Here is a 13,591-nt window from a genome sequence, read left to right on the forward strand (position 1 = left end):
CGATCCCTACTGCTGCGAGAGTCCTTTCATGCTTGATGCCTATATCTACAGCGGCTTGCGAACCCCCTTCGGCCGGCATGGCGGCAGCCTCGCCAGCGTGCGCCCGGACGACCTGGTGGGGCCTTTGCTGGCGCGTTTGCTGGAAACCTCGGGGCTACCGGCCGAGGTGCTGGAAGAGGTGATCCTCGGGTGTACCAACCAGGCCGGCGAGGATAGCCGCAACCTGGCGCGCAATGCCTTGCTCAGCGCCGGGCTGCCTTGGCGCGTGCCCGGGCAGACGGTCAACCGCCTGTGTGCCAGCGGCCTGTCGGCAGTGATCGACGCGGCCCGGGCGATCACCTGCGGCGAGGGCCGACTGTACCTGGCCGGCGGGGTCGAGAGCATGTCCCGGGCGCCCTTCATCATGGCCAAGGCCGAGAGTGCCTACAGCCGGACCCAGGAGGTGGCCGACAGCACCATTGGCGCACGCTTCGCCAACCCGCGGCTGGTCGAACGCTACGGCAACCACAGCATGCCCGAGACCGGCGATAACCTGGCCCGACTCTATGCCATCAGCCGCGAGGACGCCGATCGCTTCGCCGCCGCTTCCCAGGCGCGCTACCAGGCGGCCTTGCAGGCCGGAGTGCTGGACGGAGAGATCATGGCCGTCGAGCTGGCGGCCGGGCGCAAGGGCCCGGCCTTGACCGTCTGCGATGACGAACACCCGCGCCCTCGCTCCGACCTGGCGGCCCTGTCGCGCTTGCCGACGCTGTTCGCGGAGGGCGTGGTGACCGCCGGCAACGCTTCGGGGATCAACGATGGCGCGGCGGTGTTGCTGCTCGGCAGCCGTGAGATCGGGAGGGAACATGGGGTCGCGCCCATGGCGCGCATCCTCTCGTCGGCGTCGGTCGGCGTGGAGCCGCAGTTCATGGGTATCGGCCCGCACAGGGCGATTCTGCTGGCGCTGCAGCGGGCCCGCATCGGCCTGGAGCAGCTCGACCTGATCGAGATCAACGAGGCATTCGCGCCACAGGTGCTGGCTTGCCTCAAGGCCCTGGACCTGGATTTCGACGATCCGCGGGTCAACCCCAATGGCGGCGCCATCGCCATCGGCCACCCACTGGGCGCGTCCGGGGCCCGGCTGGTGTTGAGCGCCTGCCGTACCCTGCAACGCAACCACCAGCGTTACGCCGTGGTCAGCCTGTGCGTGGGCGTGGGCCAGGGTGTGGCCATGGTGATCGAGCGCGCCTGATCTACCGCTCGGCGTTGTTTCACTCCGGGCACTAGCCATAGTTATGCCGAGGTGGCGAGCAGCATCGGTTCGGCCTCCGCCGTGCGGGCCGTGGCCCGGGCCAATGGCGCCAATCAGATCGCCATCGTGATTGCCTGTCACCGGGTGATAGGTTCCGACGGTTCGCTCACCGGTTATGGCGGCGGGCTCTGGCGCAAACGTTGGTTACTTGAGCATGAGCGGCGCCTGTACCCGCAGATTTCGGCGCGCCAAAACCTCAGGGCCGATGAACCCGTTGCAGGGTGAAGGTCAGCGTCGGACTTTGCTGCACCACCCGCTCGCCATCGAGCACCTGCACCGCCAGGCGGTGCTCGCCGCGGTCGATGTTCACCAGTTGCAGGCTCGGCAGGTTGCCGGGCTGGCCATAGGGTTGGTCGTCCAGCAGCAGGCGCAGGCGATGTTCGTTGTGCAGGGACGGTTGCAGGCGGACCTCGACATTGAAGGAGCCGTTGTTGGCGCGGATCACTCCGCCGTTCGGTACGCCGCTCAGCTCCAGGGTGGTGTAGGCCAGTGCGCTGGAGGGAGGTGTTTGCACTGGCTCGACGCCGGGCGGTGTGGTCGGCCGGGGTGCCTCAATGCGATTCAGCGGCGCCAGCTCGACGGCCTGACCAGGCACGTCGGCCGGCGGCTGATCGCTGTAGGCGGTATTGCCGTGGGCGTCGGTGTAGCGGTAGATCTGCGCGGCGACCGGCAGGGCGGTCAGCAACAGCAGGTAGAGACAGTGCACACGCATGGCGGCTTTCCTGGGCGCTTGGGTCGGCGGCTGCAAAGATGAAACTGCCTCCAGCATAGAGCCGCGAACCGGGCCCAGGTTCGTCACTTCAACCTTTGGACATACAAAGCTCGGCGGTGGCGCGGACCAGCGCCAGTTGGCGCAGCGCCGGGCGGTCGCCGCCGTGGGTGGCCTGGGCCAGCCATTGCGGGCACTGCGGGTCGTTGCGGTAGGGGCTGAAATCCGCCAGTTGCTGCAGCAGGCGTTTTTGTAACCGGTCGAGTTGCGGGCGGATCTGCCCCACCAGGTCCGGGCGCGGCGTGTCCGGCGCCTGGCCTTGCAAGGTCCATTCGGACAGATGGGCGTACTGCACCAGCTTGTTGGCCTCGATCTGCGCGGCGAAGAACTGCTCCACCGCCGCGCCGTCGAGTTTGTAGGCCGGCGCCTGGGCCACCGCGCCGGCAATCACCTCACGCTCGCGCGGGCGGTCTTCCACCGGTTTGTGGCTGTCCCATTTGCTCAGGGCCACTTGGTCGGCAATGGCCAGGCGTTCTTCGAGGGTGGCCAGCAGAGGGCCGAGGGTGGCGGGGGCGGCGCAGGCATTACCGGCCAGCAACAGGGTCAACAGGGCAAGGCAGAATCGCGAAGTCATGGGCAGTCTCGGCTTCTTGGGGACAAGTCGGCGGCCATGATGCACGCAAAACCGCAGTGCCTGGCAAGCGCCGGGTGCAAGGTGGTTCATTGGTCGGCCGCGGCAGTCGCGGGCGCCCCGCAATTGGTCGGGCTGGAAGAGAGTCGCTGGCCGCTTTCGTCATAGACGATCCGGCAGGCGCTCAAGCCGTTGTCGATCAGCTCGCGGCTCTTGATCGCGCCGTTGCGGTGATAGCACAGCTGTTCGCCGACCAGTTGGCCGTTGGACTCATGACTTTTCACTTGTTGCTGGTTGATGGTCATCCAGGTGAAACCCACCGAGTTTTTCTGGCACTCGACCTGCCCATTGTCGTAGTAGGTGCGCTGAGTGATCTGGTCATTGTCGCCGATGATCTTCTCGCGGATCTTTTGGCCTGTTTCATAGTTGTACTCGATGGAGCCTTGGGGGCTGCCAAAGAGAAAGTCCGTTTCCCAGGACAGCTTTCCGTGGGTGAACCGCCGTTGTTTTCCGCAGCGTTCGACGGTTGAGCCGAGCTTGTCGAAGCGGCACCAGTTGGCTTCTTCATAAAGCACTTCGTCCTGATCGTATTGTTTCATCAGGCCGACAAAGCGCCCTCCCTCGAAGCGCCCGACCGTGGCCGGCGTCCCGTCGCGCAGGAAGGTCAGGTGAGGGCCTTCGTACCGATCGTTGTGCCAGGAAATATCGCTGATCAGCTTGCCGTCTTCGCTGTAACCCAGTGAGCGACCTTCCCGTTTGCCATTCTCATATTGCTGCGAGTACTGCAGGTTGCCGCTGGGGCTATAGCCTTCGCGGGTACCGGACAGCACATCTGCCTGGTAATGCTCGATCAGGACCAGCACGCCGTTGGCGTCGGTTTCGCGCAACTCGCCCTCTTTTTTATCGGCGACGAAGTTCACGCTCTGGCTATGGCCCTTGTCCGTCTTGAGTATCCAGGGTCCGCTTTTCAGGTCGTTCTCGAAGTTGCCGCGACCTGCCTGGGTAACCCATGGCCCTTCGCGTTTGTCGTTGCGGTAGCTTCCGCTTTCGGTGAAGCCGTCCACCTTCTCTTCGCTCGGACCGTTGAGCACGCCATGGACATAGGTCTGGAAGCCAGTGACAGCGGATTCGCCTCCTTCGTCGTAGGACAGCACCCAGCGTCCCTCACGCAGATCGTCCCGATACTCGCCCGTTGCGGATTGCCAGCGGTAGGTTTCGGTCCACTGCCCCTGGCGCTTGCCATCGACAAAACGGCCGTGGGTCCAGCCATAGTCCGGGCTGGAAAAACTCCATTCGCCGGTGCGTTGGCCGTGGGCATAGGCACCCTGGGCGGCGACGGCACCGCCGGAGTCGGAGTATTCCACGCAGGCCCCGTCCTCGCTGCCAGTAAAGCGCCGCGGTTCGGTTTCCCAGGCGATGCGGCTGGCCCGGTAGTTGTACAGCAGGGGCTCGCCCTCCAGCGCAGGCGTTTCGCCGCGCCAGTAGGTGGCGGTGAGAAAGCGTCCGTCCTTTTCGGCAAAGGTCTTTTTGTAGCTGTACTGCTCAGCTCCGGGCGGATGGGCGGTGATGGGCTGCCCGTTCTGGTCGAAGTAACCCACCAGGGTGCCGGCCGAATGGTCGAGCCGGTCGAATTCCTCGATACCCGAGTCTTCGTAGAAGTAGCTGTAGTTCAGCGGTGTCAGTTGGCGCAGGGCCTGTTTCACCGTCGGGGCATCGAGTTTCTTGCGGTCTTTGGCGATGCGCTCCAGGGCGGGTTGCAGTTTTTCCAGGCGCTGGTAGAGGTGGTCGCTTTCGTTATAGCGATAGGCATGCACGCGGTATTGGCCGCGCTGTTTGAACAGCACCAGGCGGGTCAGGGACTCATCGTCCAGGGCGATGTTGAACACCGACTCGATGGTTGCATCGCCGAAGTCGTCGAGCAGCTGCGGCTGGCTCTCGTCCGGGTCGACCGAGTAGTAACCTTTGACGCCGCCGCCCTGCTTGATAAAGGCCAGGGTCGCCGAGCTTTCCGCCAGGCCGGTGATCAGCGGGTGGGCCAGTGACTTGCCGGCATAGAAAGGAGCGGCCTGGGTGCTGCCGAACGCCAGGCAGGCGATCAGGCCGAGAGAACGAGTCCACTGCATACGAATCCCTTCGTCGAGGCGCCGGACAGAGGGCGCCAGAGGCGCGGATTATCCATGGATGAATAGCCCGGGGGAATGCTCCGGGGCGATGGGCGGGCAATAAAAAAGGCCTCCCGAGGGAGGCCTTTTTTCTTGTTACGTAGCATGTCACGCCGCGTGGGGCGGCGCTACCGGATCAGCAGCTGTAGTACAGCTCGTATTCCAGTGGGTGTACGAAGGTACGGACCTTGATTTCTTCTTCGCTTTTCAGGGCGATGTAAGCGTCGATGAAGTCGTCGCTGAAAACGCCGCCTTTGGTCAGGAACGCACGACCTTTGTCCAGCTCTTCCAGGGCTTCTTTCAGGCTGCCGCAAACTTGTGGGATCTCTTTCGCCTCTTCAGGCGGCAGGTCGTACAGGTTTTTGTCAGCCGCGTCGCCAGGGTGGATCTTGTTCTGGATACCGTCCAGGCCGGCCATCAGCAGGGCAGCGAAGGCCAGGTATGGGTTGGCAGCCGGATCCGGGAAGCGCGCTTCGATACGGCGGGCTTTAGGGCTCGACACGTAAGGGATACGGATCGAAGCGGAACGGTTGCGAGCCGAGTAGGCCAGCATGACCGGAGCTTCGAAGCCTGGGACCAGACGCTTGTAGGAGTTGGTCGAAGGGTTGGTGAAACCGTTCAGGGCCTTACCGTGCTTGATGATGCCGCCGATGAAGTACAGGGCGGTGTCGGACAGGCCGGCATAACCTTCGCCAGCGAAGGTGTTCTTGCCATCTTTGGAGATGGACATGTGCACGTGCATACCCGAGCCGTTGTCGCCGTACAGAGGCTTAGGCATGAAGGTCGCGGTGCGGCCGTAGGCGTCGGCCACATTGTGTACGCAGTACTTGAGGGTCTGAACTTCGTCGCCCTTGTTGACCAGGGTGTTGAACTTCACGCCGATTTCGTTCTGGCCGGCAGTCGCCACTTCGTGGTGGTGAACTTCGATGACCAGGCCCATTTCTTCCATGGCATTACACATGGAGGTACGGATTTCGTGGTCGTGGTCGAACGGAGGAACCGGGAAGTAGCCGCCCTTGACGCCTGGACGGTGGCCTTTGTTGCCGCCTTCCACGTCCTGGTCGGACATCCACGAGCCTTGCTCGGAGAAGATCTTGAACATGGAGCCGGAGATGTCGGACTTGAACTTCACTTCGTCGAAGATGAAGAACTCAGGCTCTGGACCTACGAATACGGTGTCGCCGATACCGGTGGACTTCAGGTACTCCTCGGCACGCTTGGCGATGGCGCGTGGGTCGCGATCGTAGCCCTGCATGGTCGAAGGTTCGATGATGTCGCAGACCAGGATCAGGGTCGGCTCTTCGGTGAACGGGTCCAGGACGGCGGTTTCGTCAACCGGCATCAGGATCATGTCGGAGGCTTCGATGCCTTTCCAGCCAGCGATGGAGGAACCGTCGAACATTTTGCCGATTTCGAAGAAATCGTCATCCAGCGCATCACGGGCCGGCATGGTCACGTGGTGCTGAGTGCCTTTGGTGTCAGTGAAGCGCAGATCAATCCATTTGACGTCATGATCTTTGATGAGTTGAACCGACTTCGACATAGTGTCCTCCGGGTGGCTTCGGGCGAGTGTTGGTGTGCCCTTAGAATGTGGGTGATGCCGGCGCAGATACTCTGCCATGGCAACCTGCCTCACAAGGGAGCAAATTGCATGCCAGTGCCCCGAGTTGGGTTTTATGCCCCAAACTCACGCATTCCGGGCGCTATTTGGGCCAGATTGGCAAACCGGCGCACCGCAATGTTGCGTTTTTATCTGGTCATGACCTGTTTTGGTGCACGAAAAACCGAGTGCACATTAATTGGTTAAACCTTGAGCAATTTCCGCTATAATCCGCGCCCCCCTTTTTCGGCTGGCCCAGCGCGCGCTGTTTTCATGAAACTAATCGTTAAAGTTTTCCCGGAAATCACCATCAAGAGCCGCCCGGTACGGACGCGTTTCATCCGTCAGCTGGCCAAGAACATCCGTGCCGTGCTCCGCGATCTGGACCCGGCTGTGGTGGTCAATGGTGTGTGGGACAACCTCGAGCTGGAAACCGCCGTCAGCGAGCCGAAAGCCTTGAAGGAGATGACCGAGCGCCTGAGCTGCATGCCGGGCATCGCGCATTTCCTGCAGGTCGATGAGTACCCGTTGGGCGACTTCGACGACATCGTCGCCAAGTGCAAGCAGCACTTTGGCGAGGCGCTGTCGGGGAAAGTTTTCGCCGTGCGCTGCAAGCGTGCCGGCAAGCATGAATTCAGCTCCATGGACGTGGAGAAATACGTCGGCAGCCAGCTGCGCCGACAGTGCGGCGCCGCCGGGATTTCCCTGAAAGAGCCGGAAATCGAAGTGCGGATGGAAATTCGCGACCAACGGTTGTTCGTGATCCACAGCCAGCACAACAGCATCGGCGGTTACCCGCTGGGCGCCCTGGAGCAGACCCTGGTTTTGATGTCCGGCGGTTTCGATTCCACGGTGGCGGCCTACCAGATCATGCGTCGCGGCCTGATGAGCCACTTCTGCTTCTTCAACCTGGGCGGGCGTGCCCACGAATTGGGCGTGATGGAAGTCGCGCACTATATCTGGAAGAAGTACGGCAGCTCCCAGCGCGTGCTGTTTGTCAGCGTGCCGTTCGAGGAAGTGCTCGGCGAAATCCTCGGCAAAGTCGACAACAGTCATATGGGCGTCATTTTGAAGCGTATGATGTTGCGTGCCGCGTCGAGCATCGCCGACCGCTTGCACATCGACGCGCTGGTCACCGGCGAGGCGATTTCCCAGGTGTCGAGCCAGACCCTGCCGAACCTCTCGGTCATCGATTGCGTGACCGACAAGCTGGTACTGCGCCCGCTGATCGCCAGCCACAAGCAGGACATCATCGACCTGGCCAACGAAATCGGCACCGCCGATTTCGCCAAGCACATGCCGGAGTACTGCGGGGTCATCTCGGTGAACCCCAAGACCCATGCCAAGCGCCATCGCGTGGAGCATGAAGAGAAAGAATTCGACATGGCGGTGCTCGAGCGTGCGATCGAGCGGGCCAAACTGGTGCCGATCGATCGGGTGATCGACGAACTGGGCCAGGATTTGCAGATCGAAGAAGTCAGCGAGGCGCTGGCGGGCCAGATCGTGATCGACATCCGTCATCCGGATGCTCAGGAAGACGACCCGCTGACACTTTCTGGCATCGAGATAAAAGCGCTGCCGTTCTATGCATTGAATGCACGCTTCAAGGAACTGGACCCTACTCGCCAGTACCTGCTGTATTGCGACAAAGGCGTCATGAGTCGCCTGCATGCTCACCATCTGCTCAGTGAGGGACATGCCAATGTGCGCGTTTATAGACCGAGCTAAGTGCCCGGGGCTGTTTGCCTGTGGCTTGCGTCACCGGCCCCCCGACGCCACCGTCAAGCTGTAACGGCCTTGCCGGACTCTATTGTTAATCGCTGCCAGCAGTTGTCAGCACACCGAATCCTCTGATCGAGATACACAAGTGATCGAAAATCTACGCAACATCGCCATCATTGCTCACGTTGACCACGGTAAAACCACCCTGGTAGACAAACTCCTGCGTCAATCCGGCACCCTGGAGCGCAACGAGCTCAACGACGAGCGCGTGATGGACTCCAACGACCAGGAAAAAGAGCGCGGTATTACCATCCTGGCGAAAAACACCGCCATCAACTGGAACGGCTACCACATCAACATCGTGGACACCCCGGGCCACGCCGACTTCGGTGGTGAAGTTGAACGCGTAATGTCGATGGTCGACTCCGTTCTGCTGCTGGTCGACGCTCAAGACGGCCCTATGCCGCAAACCCGTTTCGTGACCAAGAAGGCGTTCGAAGCCGGCCTGCGTCCGATCGTGGTCATCAACAAGGTCGACCGTCCAGGCGCGCGTCCTGACTGGGTTCTGGACCAGATCTTCGACCTGTTCGACAACCTGGGCGCCACCGAAGAGCAGCTGGACTTCAAAGTCGTCTACGCCTCGGCCCTGAACGGTATTGCCGGTCTGGACCACACCGACATGGCCGAAGACATGACCCCGCTGTACCAGTCGATCGTCGACAACGTTCCGGCTCCGGCCGTTGACCGTGACGGTCCGTTCCAGATGCAGATCTCGGCTCTGGACTACAACAGCTTCCTGGGTGTGATCGGTGTTGGCCGTATCGCTCGCGGTCGCGTCAAGCCGAACACCCCGGTCGTCGCTATCGACGTCGACGGCAAGAAGCGCAACGGCCGTATCCTGAAGCTGATGGGTCACCACGGTCTGCACCGTGTGGACGTTGAAGAAGCCGCTGCCGGCGACATCGTCTGCATCAGCGGTTTCGACGAGCTGTTCATCTCCGACACCCTGTGCGATCCGACCGCTGTCGAAGCGATGAAGCCGCTGACCGTCGACGAGCCGACCGTTTCCATGACCTTCCAGGTCAACGACTCGCCATTCTGCGGTAAAGAAGGCAAGTTCGTGACCAGCCGTAACATCAAGGAACGTCTGGACAAAGAGCTGCTGTACAACGTTGCACTGCGCGTTGAAGAAGGCGACTCGGCCGACAAGTTCAAGGTTTCCGGCCGTGGTGAGCTGCACCTGTCGGTACTGATCGAAACCATGCGTCGCGAAGGTTTCGAAATGGGCGTTGGCCGTCCTGAAGTGATCATCCGTGAAGTCGACGGCGTGAAGCAGGAACCGTTCGAAAACGTCACCATCGACATCCCTGAAGAATCCCAGGGCAAGGTCATGGAAGAAATGGGTCTGCGTAAGGGCGACCTGAGCAACATGGTTCCGGATGGCAAGGGCCGTGTACGCCTGGAATACAACATTCCAGCCCGTGGTCTGATCGGTTTCCGTAACCAGTTCCTGACCCTGACCAACGGTGCAGGCATCCTGACCTCGATCTTCGATCGCTACGCTCCGATGAAGTCCGGCCACATGTCCGGTCGTCAGAACGGCGTACTGGTTTCGGTCGAGACTGGCAAGGCCCTGACCTACTCCCTGGAAACCCTGCAGGCGCGCGGCAAGCTGTTCGTCGAGCACGGCCAGGAAATCTACAACGGTCAGATCGTTGGTCTGAACAGCCGTGACAACGACCTGGGTGTGAACCCAACCAAAGGCAAGAAGCTCGACAACATGCGTGCTTCGGGCAAGGACGAAACCATCGCCCTGGTTCCGCCGGTTCGTTTCACCCTGGAACAGGCTCTGGAATTCATCCAGGACGATGAACTGTGCGAAGTGACTCCTAAGTCCATCCGTCTTCGCAAGAAGATCCTGGACGAAGGCGAGCGTACCCGCGCTGCCAAGAAAGCCAAGAACTGATCCTTTAGTTCAGGTTGAATGAAAACGCCCCCGGTCGAAAGGCCGGGGGCGTTTTTTTTGGTCTGTGAAAAAGCTCGGGTCCTGTAGCCGCTGCCGAGCCTGCGAGGCTGCGATCGGCCGCGTAGCGGTCGTCAAGCGGTAGATCTGAAACTCTGCGGTGGCCCGGATTGCGGCTGCTTTGCAGCCGATCGCAGCCTCGCCAAGGCTCGGCAGCGGCTACAGGGCGGCAGGGTTACGCGGGGAACGGGGTTGCAGGCGCAGGTCGAGGCTCAGAAGCGTTCCAGGGTCCGGCTGCTGGTGTTGGTCGGGCGCTCCACCGGCTTGGGCTTGTACGCGCAATAGCCTGGGCGCGGGCCGATCTTCGGGTGGTTGCGGCAGGTGTCCGGGCGCTTGTCATAAATGGTGCACAGGCGGCTCTTACGATCCAGATACAGGCAGTCGTTGTTACTCATGCGCTGCAGGGTGAAGATCTCGGACTTCTGGTTGTAGCGCTCGACGATGCCTTCCTTCTGCAGGCGCTTGGCGATGTTCTTCGCCGGCTCGCCGCGTTCGAATTCGTCGACGATGCCGATGCGGATCAGATCCTTGATCTTGACCTCCACCGGCAGGGTGCAGCAGCTGGACATGCAGGAGCCGCACATGGGCGCGGAATACTTGGCCCAGGTATCGAGTCGGTCGATTTCCGCGGCGGCGATCAGGTTGGACTTCATCAGGCTTGTTTCCAGCGTGTGTATCAGGGCGCGCGATCATACCGGTACTGGTGGATTTTTGAACAACCATTTAACGGAATTTGCGCCTGCCCAAGGGGAGTGCGAGGGTCGGCACGGCATCTGCATCATTTTTGCCAGCTGCCGCGGGAGACGCCGCCTCTGCTCGGGCAATCGCAAGACGCACCGAACCAGAGTCTTTGGCTCCTGTCAGACCGACTAGGCTCAGACAATTCCATGCTCACTGTCTATCTCGCTCGAGGTCGTATTCATGACTCAGGAACTGCAAGTTCGTGACGCTGAGGTGGCCGCTTTTCGCGACGCCGTCCTGACCAAACTCACCTACGCGGTGGGCAAAGACCCGGACCACGCCTTCGACCATGACTGGTTCGAAGCCATCGCCCTGGCGGCGCGCGATCACATGGTCGAGCACTGGATGGACCATACGCGGCAGATCTACCGCAAGGGCCAGAAACGCGTTTACTACCTGTCCCTGGAGTTCCTCATCGGTCGCCTGCTCTACGACAGCCTGAGCAACCTCGGGCTGCTGGACGTAGCGCGCGATGCGCTGAACGACCTGGGCGTCGATATGGAACGCATCCGCCTGCTGGAGCCGGATGCGGCGCTGGGCAACGGTGGCCTCGGCCGCCTGGCGGCGTGCTTCATGGAAAGCATGTCGACCCTGGGCATCGCTGGCCACGGCTACGGCATTCGTTATGAACACGGTTTGTTCCGCCAGGCCATCGTCGATGGTTGGCAGCAGGAGCAGACCGAGCACTGGCTGGACTTCGGCAACCCCTGGGAGTTCGAGCGCCCCGAAGTGATCTATTCGATCGGCTTCGGCGGCAGCGTCGAGACCGTCACCGACGAGGCTGGCCACGCCCGGCAGGTCTGGTGGCCGGCGGAAACCGTGCGCGCGGTGGCCTACGACACCCCGGTGGTCGGCTGGCGCGGCGCCAGCGTCAACACCTTGCGCCTGTGGCGCGCCCGGGCCATGGAAGACCTGCACCTGGAACGCTTCAACGCCGGCGACCACCTGGGCGCGGTGGCCGAGGTGGCCCGGGCCGAGAGTATCTCCCGGGTGCTCTACCCGGCGGACAGTACCGAAGCCGGCCAGGAACTGCGCCTGCGCCAGGAATACTTCTTTGTCTCCGCGTCCTTGCAGGATCTGCTGCGCCGACACAAGAACATGCACGATTCGGTGCTCAGCCTCGGCGAGCATGCGGCGATCCAGCTCAACGACACGCACCCGTCGATTGCCGTGGCCGAACTGATGCGCCAGCTGGTGGACCTGCACGGCATCGCCTGGGAAGCGGCCTGGCAGATCACCGTCGAGACCCTGGCCTACACCAACCACACGCTGCTGCCCGAGGCCCTGGAAACCTGGCCGGTGGGCCTGATGGAACGCATGCTGCCGCGGCACATGCAGATCATTTACCTGATCAACGCCCAGCACATCGATTCGCTGCGGGCCAAGGGCATCCACGACTTCGACGTGCTGCGCGCGGTGTCGCTGATTGAAGAAGACAACGGCCGCCGGGTGCGCATGGGCAACCTGGCGTTTCTCGGTTCCCATAGCGTCAACGGCGTGTCTGGCCTGCACACCCAACTGATGCGCAGCACGGTGTTTTCCGAGCTGCACAAGCTGTATCCGGAGCGGATCAACAACAAGACCAACGGCATCACCTTCCGCCGCTGGCTGTACCAGGCCAACCCCAAGCTGACGGCGATGCTGGTCGAAGCCGTGGGCCCGGAGCTGCTGGACAACCCCGAGGAGCTGTTGCTCAAGCTCGAACCCTTCGCCGAGAAGCCGGCCTTTCGCAAGCAGTTCGCCGAACAGCGCCTGCACAGCAAGCGCGCGCTGGCGGCGATCATCCATGAGCGTCTGGGCATCGCGGTCAATCCGGCGGCGCTGTTCGACGTCCAGGTCAAACGGATCCATGAGTACAAGCGCCAACTGCTCAACCTGATGCACACGGTGGCGCTGTACCAGGCGATTCGCGCCGAGCCGGAAATCGACTGGGTACCGCGGGTGAAGATCTTCGCCGGCAAGGCCGCGGCCAGTTACCACCAGGCCAAACTGATCATCAAGCTGAGCAACGACATCGCCCGCACGGTGAACAACGACCCGACCGTGCGCGGCCTGCTCAAGGTGGTGTTCTTGCCCAATTACAACGTCAGCCTGGCCGAAAGCATCATCCCGGCGGCGGACCTGTCGGAGCAGATTTCCACCGCCGGTTTCGAGGCCTCGGGCACCAGCAACATGAAGTTCGGCCTCAATGGCGCGCTGACCATCGGCACCCTGGACGGCGCCAACGTCGAGATGTGCGAGCGGGTCGGCGCCGAGCACATGTTCATCTTCGGCCTCAGCGCCCAGCAGGTGGAGGCACGTAAACGCAATGGCGAATTCAGCGCGGTGCCGGACATCGCCGCCTCCCATCGTCTCAACGATGTGCTGCAGGCGATTCGTGGCGGGGTATTTTCGCCGGACGATCCGGCCCGTTACTCCGGGCTGATCGATTCGCTGGTCGACTATGACCGCTTCCATGTGTGCGCCGATTTCGACTCCTACTGGAATGCCCAGTTGCATGTCGAAGAGCGCTGGCGCGACAGCAATCAGTGGTGGCGTTCGGCGGTGCTCAACAGCGCACGCATGGGCTGGTTCTCTTCGGACCGGACCATTCGCGAGTACGCCACACAGATCTGGAAGGCTCTGGAATAGGCCGCTCGGCGGTCCCCGTAGCGTCTAAAGGGCGCAGGCTATCGCAGCCTGCGCCAACGGCTACGGATCGGATTTCGGGCT

At 61.9% G+C, this 13,591-nt stretch carries 9 protein-coding genes and 1 pseudogene; 5 read left to right on the forward strand and 5 right to left on the reverse strand.

The window, feature by feature from the left end; translation table 11 throughout:
• Window positions 1-28 precede the first annotated feature (28 nt).
• Together PMI20_RS05235 and PMI20_RS05240 are read left to right on the forward strand one after the other, a co-directional pair.
• On the forward strand, window positions 29-1,231 hold the full coding sequence (locus PMI20_RS05235; protein ID WP_007929949.1) for a 3-oxoadipyl-CoA thiolase: 1,203 nt from the start codon (window positions 29-31) through the stop codon (window positions 1,229-1,231).
• A gap of 27 nt (window positions 1,232-1,258) precedes the next feature.
• Window positions 1,259-1,516: pseudogene (locus PMI20_RS05240) on the forward strand (methylated-DNA--[protein]-cysteine S-methyltransferase); the annotation flags it as partial.
• Here PMI20_RS05240 and PMI20_RS05245 read toward each other — a convergent pair.
• From PMI20_RS05245 to glnA, 4 genes are all read right to left on the reverse strand, one after another.
• Complete coding sequence (locus PMI20_RS05245) at window positions 1,488-2,003, reverse strand: DUF4124 domain-containing protein (protein WP_007929950.1); 516 nt, start codon at window positions 2,001-2,003, stop codon at window positions 1,488-1,490. The pseudogene PMI20_RS05240 and the gene PMI20_RS05245 overlap by 29 nt on opposite strands.
• Before the next feature lie 88 nt (window positions 2,004-2,091).
• Window positions 2,092-2,634 carry a chorismate mutase gene (locus tag PMI20_RS05250; RefSeq protein WP_007929951.1) on the reverse strand — a complete coding sequence of 181 codons (543 nt, stop codon included), beginning with the start codon at window positions 2,632-2,634 and terminating at the stop codon, window positions 2,092-2,094.
• Between the two features lie 86 nt (window positions 2,635-2,720).
• Complete coding sequence (locus PMI20_RS05255; RefSeq protein ID WP_007929952.1) at window positions 2,721-4,754, reverse strand: toxin-antitoxin system YwqK family antitoxin; 2,034 nt, start codon at window positions 4,752-4,754, stop codon at window positions 2,721-2,723.
• 175 nt (window positions 4,755-4,929) lie between these two features.
• Complete coding sequence (gene glnA, locus PMI20_RS05260; RefSeq protein WP_007929953.1) at window positions 4,930-6,336, reverse strand: glutamate--ammonia ligase; 1,407 nt, start codon at window positions 6,334-6,336, stop codon at window positions 4,930-4,932.
• A 330-nt stretch (window positions 6,337-6,666) separates the two neighbouring features.
• Between glnA and thiI the strand changes: the two genes are divergently transcribed.
• Window positions 6,667-8,121, forward strand: coding sequence for a tRNA uracil 4-sulfurtransferase ThiI (gene thiI / locus PMI20_RS05265; protein ID WP_007929954.1), 1,455 nt, complete (start codon window positions 6,667-6,669; stop codon window positions 8,119-8,121).
• Window positions 8,122-8,260: 139 nt separating this feature from the next.
• Window positions 8,261-10,081, forward strand: coding sequence for a translational GTPase TypA (gene typA, locus PMI20_RS05270; protein ID WP_009041779.1), 1,821 nt, complete (start codon window positions 8,261-8,263; stop codon window positions 10,079-10,081).
• Window positions 10,082-10,350: 269 nt separating this feature from the next.
• Here typA and PMI20_RS05275 read toward each other — a convergent pair whose 3' ends face one another.
• Window positions 10,351-10,794 carry a YkgJ family cysteine cluster protein gene (locus PMI20_RS05275; RefSeq protein WP_023970087.1) on the reverse strand — a complete coding sequence of 148 codons (444 nt, stop codon included), beginning with the start codon at window positions 10,792-10,794 and terminating at the stop codon, window positions 10,351-10,353.
• Between the two features lie 265 nt (window positions 10,795-11,059).
• Here PMI20_RS05275 and PMI20_RS05280 point away from each other — a divergent pair, with 265 nt between their 5' ends.
• Window positions 11,060-13,510: a glycogen/starch/alpha-glucan phosphorylase gene (locus PMI20_RS05280; RefSeq protein ID WP_007925935.1), complete on the forward strand. Its 2,451-nt coding sequence runs from the start codon at window positions 11,060-11,062 to the stop codon at window positions 13,508-13,510.
• Window positions 13,511-13,591 lie beyond the last annotated feature (81 nt).

Origin of the sequence: Pseudomonas sp. GM17 (genome assembly GCF_000282175.2) — a bacterium.
Classification (GTDB): Bacteria; Pseudomonadota; Gammaproteobacteria; order Pseudomonadales; family Pseudomonadaceae; genus Aquipseudomonas; species Aquipseudomonas chlororaphis.